At 69.8% G+C, this 14,255-nt stretch carries 12 protein-coding genes; 7 read left to right on the forward strand and 5 right to left on the reverse strand.

From position 1 onward, the window contains the following. Positions 1-12: 12 nt before the first annotated feature. The 3 genes from ASG88_RS22005 (at position 13) to ASG88_RS22015 (ending at position 3,439) form a co-directional block, all read left to right on the forward strand. Entirely contained in the window at positions 13-1,017 is a 1,005-nt protein-coding gene (locus tag ASG88_RS22005) for an ABC transporter permease (RefSeq protein ID WP_056889602.1), read from the forward strand. Next, entirely contained in the window at positions 1,014-2,117 is a 1,104-nt protein-coding gene (locus ASG88_RS22010; RefSeq protein WP_056889603.1) for an ABC transporter ATP-binding protein, read from the forward strand. The genes ASG88_RS22005 and ASG88_RS22010 overlap by 4 nt, the downstream gene beginning before the upstream one ends. Before the next feature lie 203 nt (positions 2,118-2,320). Beyond that, positions 2,321-3,439, forward strand: a complete 1,119-nt coding sequence (locus ASG88_RS22015) for an ABC transporter ATP-binding protein (RefSeq protein WP_235534973.1) — start codon at positions 2,321-2,323, stop codon at positions 3,437-3,439. A gap of 19 nt (positions 3,440-3,458) precedes the next feature. On the opposite strand, the gene ASG88_RS22020 is transcribed toward ASG88_RS22015, so the two are convergent. From ASG88_RS22020 to ASG88_RS22040, 5 genes are all read right to left on the reverse strand, one after another. Continuing rightward, a complete protein-coding gene (locus ASG88_RS22020) occupies positions 3,459-4,466 on the reverse strand; it encodes an ABC transporter ATP-binding protein (RefSeq protein WP_056889604.1) in 1,008 nt (335 codons plus the stop codon). Continuing rightward, positions 4,463-5,530, reverse strand: a complete 1,068-nt coding sequence (locus ASG88_RS22025; RefSeq protein WP_082600912.1) for an ABC transporter ATP-binding protein — start codon at positions 5,528-5,530, stop codon at positions 4,463-4,465. The genes ASG88_RS22020 and ASG88_RS22025 overlap by 4 nt, the downstream gene beginning before the upstream one ends. After that, a complete protein-coding gene (locus ASG88_RS22030) occupies positions 5,530-6,492 on the reverse strand; it encodes an ABC transporter permease (RefSeq protein WP_056889605.1) in 963 nt (320 codons plus the stop codon). The genes ASG88_RS22025 and ASG88_RS22030 overlap by 1 nt, the downstream gene beginning before the upstream one ends. After that, on the reverse strand, positions 6,485-7,486 hold the full coding sequence (locus ASG88_RS22035; RefSeq protein WP_056889674.1) for an ABC transporter permease: 1,002 nt from the start codon (positions 7,484-7,486) through the stop codon (positions 6,485-6,487). The genes ASG88_RS22030 and ASG88_RS22035 overlap by 8 nt, the downstream gene beginning before the upstream one ends. Before the next feature lie 80 nt (positions 7,487-7,566). Then, entirely contained in the window at positions 7,567-9,192 is a 1,626-nt protein-coding gene (locus ASG88_RS22040; protein ID WP_162259890.1) for a peptide ABC transporter substrate-binding protein, read from the reverse strand. 246 nt (positions 9,193-9,438) lie between these two features. Here ASG88_RS22040 and ASG88_RS22045 point away from each other — a divergent pair, with 246 nt between their 5' ends. Genes ASG88_RS22045 through alaS form a run of 4 tightly spaced genes read left to right on the forward strand, consistent with a single transcriptional unit; the run spans position 9,439 to position 14,251 of the window. Next, complete coding sequence (locus tag ASG88_RS22045; protein ID WP_056889607.1) at positions 9,439-10,782, forward strand: replication-associated recombination protein A; 1,344 nt, start codon at positions 9,439-9,441, stop codon at positions 10,780-10,782. Positions 10,783-10,791: 9 nt separating this feature from the next. Next, on the forward strand, positions 10,792-11,298 hold the full coding sequence (locus ASG88_RS22050; RefSeq protein WP_056889608.1) for a hypothetical protein: 507 nt from the start codon (positions 10,792-10,794) through the stop codon (positions 11,296-11,298). Continuing rightward, positions 11,298-11,582, forward strand: a complete 285-nt coding sequence (locus tag ASG88_RS22055) for a DUF6167 family protein (protein WP_056889609.1) — start codon at positions 11,298-11,300, stop codon at positions 11,580-11,582. Before ASG88_RS22050 ends, ASG88_RS22055 begins: the two co-directional genes overlap by 1 nt. Next, on the forward strand, positions 11,582-14,251 hold the full coding sequence (gene alaS / locus ASG88_RS22060) for an alanine--tRNA ligase (protein ID WP_056889610.1): 2,670 nt from the start codon (positions 11,582-11,584) through the stop codon (positions 14,249-14,251). Before ASG88_RS22055 ends, alaS begins: the two co-directional genes overlap by 1 nt. Positions 14,252-14,255 lie beyond the last annotated feature (4 nt).

Here is a 14,255-nt window from a genome sequence, read left to right on the forward strand (position 1 = left end):
GGAGAGGCTGAGATGTTCGCCTATCTCGTCAAGCGGTTGATCTCAGGTGCCCTCGTCATCACCCTGGTGTCGATCGCCATCTTCATGCTGTTCTGGTTCGGCCCGTCGAGCCCGGCGCAGACGATCTGCGACCGCGAGACCAGCAACCGCTGCGGTGACCGCATCGAGATCTACGAGCGGACCCTCGGCTTCGACAACCCCGTCCACGAGGAGTACCTCAAGTGGGCCAAGGGTGTCTTCGTCGGCCGTGACATCCAGATCGCGTCCACGGTCTACGAGTGTGACGCGCCGTGCCTCGGTGTCTCCTACCTGACCAAGCAGCCGGTCTCCGAGGAGCTCGTCTCGCGCCTGCCCGCCACCGTGTCGGTGGCCGTCGGCGGCGCCTTCCTCTACCTCCTGTTCGGCATTCCCATCGGCGTCGCGGCAGCCCGCAGACGCGGGACCGTCGCCGACAAGGCCCTCGTCTCGAGCTTCCTGTTCCTCAGCTCCATCCCGTACTACCTCTTCGCGCTGCTGACCTGGCTCTACCTCACCGTGCTGTGGGAGGCGCCGTACGTCAGCGACACCGGCTACTTCCCGATCACGGACAATCCGGCCAAGTGGTTCGCAGGGATGTTCCTGGCCTGGGTGGCCCTGGGCATCTTCGGGTGCACGCAGTACACCCGCTACACCCGAGGCGCCATGGTCGAGGCGCTCAGCGAGGACTACATCCGCACGGCCAAGGCCAAGGGCCTGCCTCCGCGGACCGTCGTCTACAAGCACGGCCTCCGGGCGGCGCTGGTGCCGGTCGTGACGATCTTCGGCATCGACTTCGGCACCCTGCTGGCCGGCACCATCTTCACCGAACGTATCTTCGACATCGACGGCATCGGCTACTGGAGCCTCCAGGCGGTCCAGCAGAAGGACCTGCCCGTAGTGGCCGCCACCGCCCTCTTCAGCGCCGTCCTCCTGATCGTTTCCAACCTGATCGTCGACGTGATCTACAGCGTCCTCGACCCGAGGGTGAGGCTTTCGTGACCACGACCCCTTCCGAGACCCACGCTGGGCAGGCCAAGCGCCCCCAGTCCGACGGACCGATCCTCGCGGTCGAGGACCTGTCGGTGACCTTCCCGACCCAGGACGGGCCGGTGACCGCGGTCAAGAACCTGAGCTACACGGTCGAGATGGGCAAGACCCTCGGCATCGTGGGCGAGTCCGGCTCCGGCAAGTCCGTGTCCAGCCTCGCGGTCCTCGGCCTGCACGACGCCAAGTCGAGCAAGATCACCGGGTCGATCCGGGTGGCGGGCACCGAGGTGGTGGGCCTCTCGGAGTCCCGCATGCGGCGCTTGCGCGGCAACACCGTCTCGATGATCTTCCAGGATGCCCTCGCGGCGCTGCACCCGTTCTACAAGATCGGTGGCCAGCTCGAGGAGGCCTACCTGGTGCACCACCGGACCGCCTCCAAGCGCGACGCGCGCCGCAAGGCGATCGAGATGCTCGACCGCGTCGGTATCCCGCAGCCGGACCGGCGCGTGGACGACTTCCCGCACCAGTTCTCCGGCGGCATGCGTCAGCGCGCGATGATCGCGATGGGCCTCGTCAACGACCCGTCCCTGCTCATCGCCGACGAGCCCACCACGGCGCTCGACGTCACCGTGCAGGCGCAGATCCTCGACCTGCTCCAGGACCTGCAGCGCGAGTTCAACTCCGCGGTCATCATCATCACCCACGACCTCGGGGTCATCGCCGAGACCGCCGACGACGTGCTGGTGATGTACGCCGGTCGCGCCGTCGAGTACGGCACGGTCAAGCAGATCCTGACCCGCCCGGAGATGCCCTACACGTGGGGCTTGCTGTCCAGCATCCCGGACGTGGCGGCCAGCACCGACGCCCGGCTGATCCCGATCCCGGGCAACCCGCCGAGCCTGCTGAGCCCTCCGTCCGGCTGCTCCTTCCACCCGCGCTGCACGCACACGGACAAGGTGCCCGGCGGTCTCTGCTCCTCGCAGCTGCCCGAGCTGACCCCGGCGAGCGGCGTCGACCACGTCAAGCGCTGCCACCTCGCCAACCCCGAGCTGATCTACCGGACCGAGATCCTCCCGGAGATCGCCCCCGACCTGGTCGAGGAGATCCGATGACCCAGGACCCCAACGTCCGATCCCAGATCGAGCCCACCGAGGTGGGTGCCAACGCCGCCGAGACCGGCGAGCGCGACCTGGTCACCGAGCCGCACGACGCCTACGGCGACCACGAGGTGTCGGTGCCGGGGGCTCTCGAGGGTCACGTGGCCAGCAGGCTCGACCCCGACGCCCCCGCGGTGCTCGAGGTCGAGGACCTGAAGATGTACTTCCCGGTGAAGTCCTCGGGCCTGGTCCGTCGCACCATCGGTCACGTGCAGGCGGTCGACGGCGTCTCGTTCCAGGTGCCCAAGGGCGGTTCGCTCGGCCTCGTGGGGGAGTCCGGGTGTGGCAAGTCCACGACCGGCCGCCTCATCACCCGCCTCTACACGCCGACCGCGGGGTCGATGATGTTCGAGGGCCAGGACCTCGCCAAGCTCTCCAACCGGGCGATGAAGCCGCTGCGCCGCGACGTGCAGATGATCTTCCAGGACCCCTACACCTCGCTCAACCCGCGGCACACGGTCGGCGCGATCGTGGGGGCCCCGCTCGCGGTCCACAACATCGTGCCGAAGAACAAGATCCTGCCCCGGGTCCAGGAGCTCCTCGAGGTCGTCGGGCTCAACCCCGAGCACTACAACCGCTACCCCAACGAGTTCTCCGGCGGACAGCGCCAGCGCATCGGCATCGCCCGGGCGCTGACGCTCAACCCCAAGCTCCTCGTGGCGGACGAGCCGGTCTCGGCGCTCGACGTCTCCATCCAGGCGCAGGTCATCAACCTCCTGCAGGACCTGCAGCGGGAGTTCGACATCGCGTTCCTCTTCATCGCCCACGACCTCGCGGTGGTTCGCCACTTCTGCCCCGAGGTGGCGGTGATGTACCTCGGCAAGATCGTCGAGATCGCCGACCGCGAGACGCTTTACGCCGCGCCGTACCACCCCTACACGCAGGCCCTGCTGTCGGCGGTCCCGGACGTCAAGCAGGCCGCCATCGGTGGCCGTCGCGAGCGCATCCGGCTCGAGGGCGACGTGCCCAGCCCGATCAACCCGCCCTCCGGCTGCCGGTTCCGCACACGGTGCCCGCTGGCCCAGGAGATCTGCGCCAAGGTCGAGCCGCCGCTGCTCCAGGTCGGTCCGCGCCACAAGGTGGCCTGCCACTTCGCCGGTGAGCTCGGCCAGCACCCGGCCACGCCGGTCACCGCGGGCCTGCTCGGCGTCGACGACCAGGGCAGCCCCTCGTCCAGCGGTCCGGCGGCGACGGAGGTGTCGACCGGTCCCGGCTACGCCAAGGAGTGGTTCGACGTGAAGGCGCGTCGGATGACCTCGGGAGCCGGCGCGGTCTGACGCTGGTCGGACGGGGTTGTCAGTGCGTGGCGTGCGTGACGACCCTGACCTCGGCGAAGTGGCAGGCGGAGGGATGGTCCCCGCCGGCGCGGATCTCGAGCGGCGGTTCCTCCTCCGCGCAGATGTCCTGGGCCTTCCAGCAACGGGTGCGGAAGCGGCACCCGGACGGCGGGTCAGCGGCCGAGGGCAGGTCGCCGGTCAGCACGATCTGCTCGCGGCGGCCGCGCAGCCTCGGATCCGGCACGGGTACGGCGGACAGCAGCGCCTGCGTGTAGGGGTGCGTGGGTCGCTCGTAGATCTGGTCCTCGGTGCCGAGCTCCACCATCTTGCCGAGGTACATCACCGCCACCCGGTCGGAGATGTGCCTGACCACCGAGAGGTCGTGGGCGACGAAGATGTAGGACAGCCCGAACTCGTCCTGCAGGCTCTCGAGCAGGTTGACCACCTGGGCCTGGACGGAGATGTCCAGGGCGGAGACGGGCTCGTCGCAGATGATCACCTTCGGGCGCAGGGCCAGGGCCCGCGCGATTCCGATCCGTTGGCGCTGGCCCCCGGAGAACTGGTGCGGGTACCTGTTGATGTGCTCGGGGCTGAGCCCGACGACCTCGAGCAGCTCCTCGACCTGGCGCCGTCGGTCACCCTTGGGGGCGACCTCGGAGTGGATCTCGAACGGCTCGCCGATGATGTTGCCGACGGTCATGCGCGGGTCCAGAGAGCTGTAGGGGTCCTGGAAGATGATCTGCACGTCGCGGCGGACCTGGCGGAGCCGCTTCGGCTTCATTCCGACCAGCTCCTCGCCCTCGAGCATGACCGAGCCCGAGGTCGCCGGGATCAGCCCCATCAGCACCCGCGCCAGGGTGGACTTGCCGCAGCCCGACTCGCCCACGATCCCCAGCGTCTCTCCCCGGACGAGCTCCAGGGACACCCCGTCGACCGCCTGGACCTGCCCCACCGTGCGCCTGAGCACACCGGCCGTGATCGGGAAGTACTTGCGGATGTCGGTCGCGGCCAGGACCACCTCGCTCATGCGTCGAGCACCTCCTCGAAGAAGTGGCAGGCGCTGAGCCGTCCGGGTGCCACGGTGTAGAGCGGCGGCGTCTCCTCACGGCACCGGCCCCGGGCGAAGCCGCACCGGGGGTGGAAGGCGCAACCGGGAGGGATCCGGGTCAGGTTGGGTGGCAGACCTTGGATGGACGCGAGCTGCTTGCCCTTCATGTCGATCCGGGGGATCGACTCCAGCAGCGCCTTCGTGTACGGATGGGCCGGACTCTCGTAGATCGAGTACACGTCCGCCTTCTCCACCTCGCGGCCGGCGTACATGACGCAGATGTCGTCGGCGACGTCGGCGACCACCCCGATGTCGTGCGTGATCAGGATCAGCCCCATGTTGCGCTCCGCCTGCAGGTCGGCCAGCAGCTTCATGATCTGCGCCTGGACCGTGACGTCGAGCGCCGTCGTGGGCTCGTCGGCGATCACCACGTCGGGGTCGAGGGCGAGGGCCATGGCGATCATCACCCGCTGCCGCATGCCGCCCGAGAACTGGTGCGGGAAGTCGTCGACCCGTTCCGCCGCGGCGGGGATGCCGACCATGTCCAGGAGGCGGATCGCCTCGACCCGGGCCTCGGCGCGCTTGAGGCCCCGGTGCTGGCGAAACTGCTCGCCGAGCTGCCAGCCGACCGTGAAGACGGGGTTGAGCGCACTCAGTGCGTCCTGGAAGACCATGCCGATCCGGTTGGCGCGGACCCGGCGCCGGTCGTCCTCGTTGAGGGTCAGCAGGTCGACCCCCGACAGGAGCACCTTGCCGCCCACGACCTTGGCCGGAGGGGTGTCCAGGATGCCCATGATGGCCTGCGCGGTCACGGACTTGCCGCAGCCCGACTCGCCCAGGATCCCCAGGGTCCGACCGGCCTCGAGGGAGAAGCTCACCCCGTTGACCGCGTGCGCCACTCCCTCGTGGGTGTGGAAGTCGACGCGCAGCTCCTGGACGTCGAGGAGGGGAGCGGTCGGGTCGAAGTGCAGCGACGTGATGGTCCCGCCCGGTGACGGGTCGCCCGCCCGGTCACCGGACTGCAGGATGTCGGAGCCGGACATCAGCGCCCCTTCGGGTCGAGGGCGTCGCGCAGCTTGTCGCCCATCAGGATGAAGCTGAGCACCGTCACGGTCAGCACGATGCACGGGAAGACCAGGAGGTGCGGGAAGCCGGCGACGGCGAAGTCCTGGCCCTGGGCGATGGTGATGCCCCAGGACACCTCCGGTGGCTTGAGCCCGACCCCGAGGAAGGTGAGGGTGGCCTCGGCCGCGATGTAGGCGCCGACGTAGATGGTGCACAGGACGATGATCGGGGCCAGCGCGTTGGGCAGGACGTGTCGCCGGATGATGCGGCTGTTCGTCGCCCCCATCGCCCTTGCCGCCTCCACGAAGTCCTGGTCGCGCAGGGCGAGCGCGGATCCGCGCACGATGCGGGTCATCTGGGTCCAGCCCAGCACGACCAGCACCAGGATCACCGCCCAGATGCTCTGCGACCTCAGCAAGGCCAGGAAGATGACGGCACCCAGCAGGAACGGCAACCCCAGGAACACGTCGGTGATCCGCGAGATGATCGTGTCCGTCCGGCCGCCGTAGTAACCGGCCGCTAGTCCCAGGACCGTGCCGATCAGGGCCGTCAGCGCCGTCACCACGACCCCGACCACGATGGAGGGGCGGGCACCCCAGATGAGCTGGGAGTACATGTCGCACCCCAGCGTCGTCGTGCCGAGCGGGTACCCCTCCAGGTCCACGTCGTAGCCCGGGGGCGGGGTGCCGGGGAACCACGAGGGGGGTGTCCGGTTGATGTTGATGTCGCACTCGAGCTTGCCCTTGTCGGTCCACAGTGTCGGGAAGAGTGCCCAGGACACGACGACCAGCACGACCAGCGCGCAGGTGATGAAGACAGGGCTCCGCACGAGCTCCCGGGCTGCGTCCTTCCAGATGCTCCCCGAGGGTGGCCGCCCGGTCGCGGGCGAGGCGGGTGGGACGGCGCCCGGCGCATCGCTCACGGGTCTGGTGCTACTCATAGCGGATCCTGGGGTCGAGGACGGCGTACAGCAGGTCGACCATGAGGGACGCCATCAGGTAGACCAGCACGAGCAGGGGGACCACCGCCACGATGATGGCGGTCTCGCCGTTGCGAACGGACTGGAAGACCAGGCCACCGACGCCGGGGATGTTGTAGATGCCCTCGGTGATGAGGGCGCCACCCATCAGGCCGCCGATGTCGATGCCGATCAGGGTGACGACCGGGATCAGGCAGTTGCGCAAGGCGTGGATGCCGACGACGCGACGGGGCTTGAGGCCCTTGGCCTTGGCGCTGCGGACGTAGTCCGACCGCAGTGACTCGATGAGCCCGGTGCGGGTCATCCGGGCCACGATCCCGAGCGTGGTGGCGGCGAGGACCATGGCGGGGAAGACGAGGCTCGCCCACGGATGGTCGGACTGGTAGGAGACGGAGAAGATCGCTTGCACCCAGTCGGGTGCCCCGCGGTCCCTCACCCAGTTGCCGACGTAGAGGCCGAAGGTGATCTGGGTCAGCACGCCGACGACGAAGATCGGGACCGAGATGGCCAGCACGCTGGCGACACGGACGAAGTTGTCGGCGAAGCGGTCCTTGCGGAGGCCGGCGAGGACCCCGGCGAGGATGCCGACGACGGCTTCGAAGACGATTGCCATCAACGCGAGCCGCAGGGTGATGGGCGCGGCTCGTTTGACCAGGTCGATGACGGATTGCTGGTTGAAGTCGACCCCGAAGTCGCCGCGGAAGTAGTTGCCCATGCGGTCGACGAACATCCCGATGCACGGGTTGCCCGGCTGCTCGAGGCAGGGGTCGTCCAGGCCGAAGGCCCGGGTCAGGGCCTCGATCGTCTCGGGCGGTGGCTGCCGGTCGCCGAAGATCGCCCGGATCGGGTTGCCGTTGATCTGGAACGAGAGGACGGTCATGTAGTGGAGCAGGAACAGGGTGCCGATGAGCACCGGGATGAACTGGAGCAATCGTCGTACGGCGTACGGACCCATGGTCATCCCTCCTCTGCACCTGACCGACACGGGGCGACGCGGGTGCGGACGGGACCACCCGGCCGCACCCGGCGTCTCGATCAGTCGGCGACGCTCACCTCGGTGAGCAGCATCGCGTCGGTGGGGCTGTACTTGAGGTTCTCGATCCTCTCGCTGAAGACGATGAACGTCTTGCCGAACCACAGCGGGATGACGACCTGGTTGTCGAGCACCACGTCCGCGGCCGCCTGGTAGGACGGGAGACCCTCCTCGACCGTGGGCGCGGCATCGCCCTCGGCGACCAGGTCGAGGAACTGGTCGTGCTCGGGACCGCTCCAGTCCCCGTAGTTGGTGCTGCCGGAACCGTAGACCGGGTCGAGGTAGTTCTGCGGGGAGGGGTAGTCGGGGCCCCAGCTGAGTCGATACGGCCCGTCCACGGTGCTCCGGGTGTCGAGAGCCCCGAGGTACGGCGTGAACGGCTGCGACTTGAACTCGTAGTCCAGCCCGAGGTCGTTCTGCCAGCCCTGGGCCATCGCCTGCACCCAGTCCTCGTGGCCGCCGTCGTTGTTGAACCAGATGTTGATCTTGTCACCCGGGATGCCCCCCGCCTCGTCGTACAGCCGCTTGGCCTCCTCGGGGTCGTAGACGCAGGTGTCGCACGCGTCGTCGCGGCTGCCCGGGACGAAGGGGGAGATCACGTCCATGGCCGGGGTGTAGCGGTTGTCGAGGACCCGGGCGATGATCGCCTCACGGTCGATCGCCATCGACAGTGCCTGGCGGATGCGCACGTCCTGGAACGCCTCCTCGTACAAAGGAAAGCCGAAGTAGGCGTACGAGCCGCTGTCGACCTCGAGGATCTGCTCGGGGTAGGCCGTGCGGGCCTGCGGGGTCTGCGACGGGTCCGGCGTGACGATGTCGATGGTGCCGGCCTGGAAGTCGCGGTAGGCGGTCTTGAGGTCGGCGTAGATCTTGAAGGTGATGTCGTCAGCGAGGCCGGCGGACGCGTCGTCGCTGTAGTCGGCGAACTTCGTCAGCGTGATCGAGTCGTTGTGCGCCCACGGCTCGGCGAACTGGTAGGGACCGTTGCCGATCGGCTCCTCGTTGCAGGCCTTGATGTCGTCGAGGCAGGCCTGGGCCATCGGTGCCGCCAGTGGGGTGTAGCTGAGGACGAGGGGCAGCTGTGAGAAGGGCTTCGTCAGCGCAATCTTGATGGTGCTGTCGTCGGGGGCCGACAAACCGGACAGCTCCGTGGCCTTCGGCTTCTCGCCCTGGAGGTCGTCGTAGCCCTCGACGTTGGCGAGGAAGAAGCCGACCTGGGTGGCATTGGGGCCGTAGGCCGTGTAGTTCCACGAGCGGACGAAGGACGCGGCGTCGACCGGCTCGCCGTTGTGGAAGGTGAAACCGTCCTTGAGCTTGATGGTCCAGTTCTGGCCGTCCTCGGACTCGATCGACTCCGCCACCTGCAGCTCCTGCTCGGAGGTCTCCGGGTCGACCTTCAACAGGCCCGTCCACACCAGGTTGATGATCTGGGCGCACTCGGAGGAGTAGCAGTCGCTGGTGGGGGCGAACGCCTCGGGCTCGCCACTCGAGGCGCTGAAGGCGCCACCGGCGGACTGGGCCGCCGGCCCGTCGTCCGGCGGATCGTCACCGTCCCCGGAGGAGCAGCCGGCCACGACGAGGGCCAGGGTGAGCGGGATGGGCGCGAGCCAGCGCATTGATCGATTCATGAGCGGTCCTACGACAGAAGGCCTGGAAGAGGGTGTGGGGCGTCTCCCGAGAAGGCGTCGTAGCTGCTCCTCCATTAAGCCGCCGAGAGGCCGCGCCGCACCCGACCGACACCGAAACGACGACCAAGTCGTGAACGAATCGTGACCGGATTCCCCTTGTGACGTCCGGTGCCTCCTCCCGATCGGGTACGTCCGGGTCGGGGGTCGACGGGGCGGGTGGTCCGCCACGCGGATTAGGGTCGCGCTGTGGACGGACTCTTCGACGTGCCCGGTGCCGGGCCGGCCCCGGGGACGGGATCTCTCTCGGCCAACACGCACTCGTCCGCACCGCTCGCGGTGCGGATGCGTCCGCGCACCCTCGACGAGCTCGTCGGGCAGTCGCAGCTGCGGGCCCCCGGCTCGCCGCTGCGCCAGCTCATCGAGGGCGACCGGTCGATGTCGCTGCTGCTGTGGGGCCCACCCGGCACCGGCAAGACCACCATCGCCTCCATCGTCAGCCAGCAGACGCAACGGCGCTTCGTCGAGGTCTCCGCGGTGGCGGCCGGCGTCAAGGAGGTCCGCGCCGCGATCGACGCCGCCCGGTCCGAGCTGGCCCGGGGCGGCCAGGAGACGGTGCTCTTCGTCGACGAGGTGCACCGCTTCACCAAGGCCCAGCAGGACGCGCTCCTGCCCGGGGTGGAGAACCGCTGGGTGACGCTGGTTGCCGCGACCACCGAGAACCCCTTCTTCTCCGTCATCTCCCCGCTCCTCTCGCGCAGCCTGCTGCTGCGCCTCGAGTCGCTCACCGACGACGACGTCTCCGCGGTGGTCGACCACGCTCTGGCCGACGAGCGCGGCCTGGACGGCGCCTACACGCTCGACGACGACGCCCGGGCGCACCTCGTCCGGCTCGCCGGGGGAGACGCCCGCCGGGTGCTCACCTACCTCGAGGCGGCCGCCGGTGCCGCGTCGGACACGCACATCGACCTGTCGACGGCCGAGACCGCGGTCGACCAGGCGGCGGTGCGCTACGACCGCCAGGGTGACCAGCACTACGACGTGATCAGTGCCTTCATCAAGTCGATCCGCGGCTCCGACGCGGACGCCGCCCTGCACTACCTCGCCCGGATGATGGAGGCCGGGGAGGACCCGCGCTTCATCGCCCGACGCCTGGTCATCTCGGCGAGCGAGGACATCGGGCTCGCCGACCCGACGGCGCTCACGACGGCGGTGGCGGCCGCCCAGGCCGTCCAGCTCATCGGGATGCCCGAGGCCAGGCTCAACCTCGCCCAGGCGACGATCGCGCTCGCCGTGGCCCCCAAGTCCAATGCCGTCACGCTCGCCGTGGACGCGGCCAGCGCCGACGTACGCGCCGGCAAGATCGGCCAGGTGCCCCCGCACCTGCGCGACGCCCACTACGCCGGCGCCAAGAAGATCGGCCACGGCAAGACCTACGTCTACCCCCACGACGAGCCGTTCGGTGTCGCCGAGCAGCAGTACGCCCCCGACGTCATCGAGAACGCGACCTACTACCGCCCGACCGCCCTCGGCGCGGAGGCCGCGGTCAAGGAGCGGTGGGAGCGCATCCGTCGCCTCGTGCGCGGGCGATAGGGTCGTGCGGTGAGCTCCGAGCAGATCTGGCTGGCAGCAGGAGGCGCCCTGGCGCTGCTCCTGTTGCTCGGCGTGCTTGCCCTCGCGCGCGTCGTACGCCGCTTGGGCGCGCGCGTCTCGACCCTCGAGGCCGCACTCGTGCAGGCCGTCGAGGCCCGTGCCGACGTAACGGCGCCGCAGCCCGCCGCCGCGGCCGAGCCCGCGTCGTACGTCATCACCGGCATCGACCGGGTCGAGGACGACGAGCCGTCGGTCGCCGTGCAGGGTCGCATCGACGGTGCGCTCTTCGCAGACATCGTCGCCCGCGAGAGCGCGATCAGGGCCGCGGGCATCGCCCACGGCCTGCGGCGGGCGCTGGCCCCCGAGGCGCGCAACCGCATCCGCTTCGAGATGAAGCGGGAGGTCAAGCGCTCCCGCAAGCAGCGACGGGCCGACCTCAAGGAGGCGCTGCGCGACATGCAGGCCCGGGAGAGGGCGCAGATGGCCGACCGGCGCGACGAGGGGGACGCTGCCTGATGGCCAGGACGTTCTGGTTCGTCGCCGGAGCGGGAGCAGGTGCCTACGCCCTGACCCGCGCCCGCAGGGTGGCCGAGTCGCTCACCGCCGACGGCCTGCGCGACCGCCTCAGCGGCCTCGCGGTCGGCGCGCGGATGTTCCGCGACGAGGTGGCCGCCGGTCAGGCCGAGAAGGAAACCGAGTTGCGCGAGCGCCTCGGCATGGTCCCCACTGGCATCCCCGAGCTGGGCTCCCAGCCCCGCTCCACCAGCACCCGCACCACCGACACCGAGGAAGACACCTGATGGACACGTCCGAGATCCGCCGCCGCTTCGTCTCGCACTTCGAGGCGGCCGGTCACACGGCAGTGCCGTCGGCGAGCCTGCTGGTGGACGACCCCAACCTGCTGTTCGTCAACGCGGGGATGGTGCCCTTCAAGCCCTACTTCCTGGGCCAGGAGACGCCGCCCTACGACCGCGCCGTCAGCGTGCAGAAGTGCGTGCGGACGCCCGACATCGAGGACGTCGGCAAGACGACGAGGCACGGCACGTTCTTCGAGATGTGCGGCAACTTCTCGTTCGGCGACTACTTCAAGGAGCGCGCCATCGAGCTGGCCTGGGAGCTGTGCACCAAGTCCCAGGCCGACGGCGGCTGGGGGTTCCCCGAGGACAAGCTCTACCCGAGCGTCTACGTCGACGACCCCGAGGCCGTCGAGCTGTGGAAGAAGATCACCGGCCTGCCCGACGACCGCATCGCGCGCCTGGGCAAGGCGGAGAACTACTGGTCGATGGGCGTGCCCGGCCCCGGGGGGCCGTGCTCGGAGATCCTCATCGACCGTGGCCCGGCGTACGGCGCCGACGGTGACTTCGGTGCCGAGGACCGCTACCTGGAGTTCTGGAACCTCGTCTTCATGCAGGACGAGCTCTCGGCCGTGCGGAGCAAGGTCGACTTCGACATCGCGGGCTCGCTGCCCAAGAAGAACATCGACACCGGCATGGGGCTGGAGCGCGTCGCCTTCATGACCCAGGGCGTCGAGAACATGTACGAGATCGACGTGATGTTCCCGGTCATCCAGCGCGCCATGGAGCTCAGCGGCCGACGCTACGGAGCCGACCACGAGGACGACGTGCGGTTCCGCGTCGTCGCCGACCACGTCCGCTCCTCGATGATGCTCATCGGGGACGGCGTCACCCCCGGCAACGAGGGTCGTGGCTACGTCCTGCGTCGCCTGCTGCGCCGCGCGGTCCGCTCGATGCGCCTGCTGGGGTACGACGACCCGGCGCTGCCCGAGCTGATGCCGGTCAGCCGCGACAAGATGGCCGAGACCTACACCGACCTCACCCGCGACTGGGACCGCATCGCGCGGGTGGCGTACGGCGAGGAGGAGACGTTCCGCAAGACGCTCCAGGCCGGCACCCAGATCTTCGACCTCTCGGCCGGGGAGGTGAAGAAGGCGGGCGGCAGCACCCTGTCGGGCGAGCGCGCCTTCGCGCTCCACGACACCTACGGCTTCCCGATCGACCTGACCCTCGAGATGGCCGCCGAGCAGGGCCTGGTCGTCGACGAGCCGGGCTTCCGCGGCCTGATGGCCGAGCAGCGCGAGCGTGCCAAGGCCGACGCCCGCGCCAAGAAGGGCGGGCACACCGACACGGTGCTCTACCGCGGGATCCTCGACGCGCACGGTCCCACCGAGTGGCTGGCCTACGAGACCCTCGAGACCGAGTCCCGCGCCCTGTCCGTGCTCAGCGGCGCCGGCGCCGTGCCGGCGCTGGCGCAGGGCGAGGTCGGCGAGCTGGTCCTCGACCGCACGCCCTTCTACGCCGAGTCCGGCGGCCAGGTGGCCGACGCCGGGACCATCGACTTCGACGGGGGACGCCTCGAGGTCATCGACGTCCAGCGTCCGATCAAGGGCCTGGTCGTCCACCAGGTGCGTGTCCTCGAGGGCGAGCTGCGCCCCGACGCGCAGCTGCACGCCCGCGTCGACCCGGAGTGGCGCACGGGCGCCCGCCAGGCGCACTCCGGCACGCACGTGGTGCACGCCGCGCTGCGCGAGGTGCTCGGCCCCACCGCGCTGCAGTCCGGCTCCTACAACCGCCCCGGCTACCTGCGCCTCGACTTCGGCTGGACCCAGGCGCTGAGCCCGGAGCAGGTCCGCGACATCGAGCAGGTCTCGCAGCAGGCGCTGCGCGCCGACCTGCCGGTGGGCTGGCAGTACATGACGCTCGAGCAGGCCAAGGAGTGGGGCGCGATCGCGCTCTTCGGCGAGACCTACGACAACACCCAGGTGCGCGTCGTCGAGATCGGCGGCCCCTGGTCGCGCGAGCTCTGCGGTGGCACCCACGTCGACCACTCGTCGCAGATCGGCACCGTCGTGGTGACGGGCGAGGCCAGCGTCGGGTCCGGCAACCGCCGGATCGAGGCGCTGACCGGCGTCGAGGGCTTCGCCTACCTCGCCCGCGAGCGTGACGTGGTGGCCCAGCTGACCGGCCTGCTCAAGACCCAGCCCGACGACCTCGTCGGGCGCGTCCAGGACCTCACCGAGCGCTTGCGCGCCGCCGAGAAGGAGCTGGAGCGCGCCCGCACCTCCCAGCTGCTCGCCGGGGGTGGGCAGCTGGCGGCCCAGGCCGTCGACGTCGACGGGGTGGCCGTGGTCGTGCACCGTGCCGAGGGGATCGGCGGCGGGGACGTCCGCACGCTGGCCCTCGACGTGCGCAGCAAGCTCGACCGCGCGGGCGCCGTCGTCGTCGCGGGGGTCGCGGACGGCAAGGTCGCGCTGGTGGCCGCCGTCAACGACGCCGGCCGTGAGCGGGGCGTGAGCGCCAACGAGCTGGTCCGCACCGTCGGTGGCCTCATCGGTGGCCGGGGCGGTGGCAAGGCCGACGTCGCCCAGGGCGGCGGCTCGGACGCCTCCCGCCTGGACGAGGCCCTCGGCCTGGTCCCGGGCGAGGTCGCCCGGATGGCCGGCCAGGGCTGACGCG

This window comes from Nocardioides sp. Soil777 (genome assembly GCF_001428425.1).
Lineage (GTDB): Bacteria > Actinomycetota > Actinomycetes > Propionibacteriales > Nocardioidaceae > Nocardioides > Nocardioides terrigena.

Bases quoted from the DNA above. Each gene is read 5' to 3' on its own strand.
- alaS (WP_056889610.1), top strand. From the start codon at position 11,582: ATGGACACGTCCGAGATCCGCCGCCGCTTCGTCTCGCACTTCGAGGCG.
- ASG88_RS22030 (WP_056889605.1), bottom strand. From the start codon at position 6,492: ATGAGTAGCACCAGACCCGTGAGCGATGCGCCGGGCGCCGTCCCACCC.
- ASG88_RS22020 (WP_056889604.1), bottom strand. From the start codon at position 4,466: ATGAGCGAGGTGGTCCTGGCCGCGACCGACATCCGCAAGTACTTCCCG.
- ASG88_RS22015 (WP_235534973.1), top strand. From the start codon at position 2,321: ATGTACTTCCCGGTGAAGTCCTCGGGCCTGGTCCGTCGCACCATCGGT.
- ASG88_RS22040 (WP_162259890.1), bottom strand. From the start codon at position 9,192: ATGAATCGATCAATGCGCTGGCTCGCGCCCATCCCGCTCACCCTGGCC.
- ASG88_RS22025 (WP_082600912.1), bottom strand. From the start codon at position 5,530: ATGTCCGGCTCCGACATCCTGCAGTCCGGTGACCGGGCGGGCGACCCG.
- ASG88_RS22035 (WP_056889674.1), bottom strand. From the start codon at position 7,486: ATGGGTCCGTACGCCGTACGACGATTGCTCCAGTTCATCCCGGTGCTC.
- ASG88_RS22005 (WP_056889602.1), top strand. From the start codon at position 13: ATGTTCGCCTATCTCGTCAAGCGGTTGATCTCAGGTGCCCTCGTCATC.
- ASG88_RS22055 (WP_056889609.1), top strand. From the start codon at position 11,298: ATGGCCAGGACGTTCTGGTTCGTCGCCGGAGCGGGAGCAGGTGCCTAC.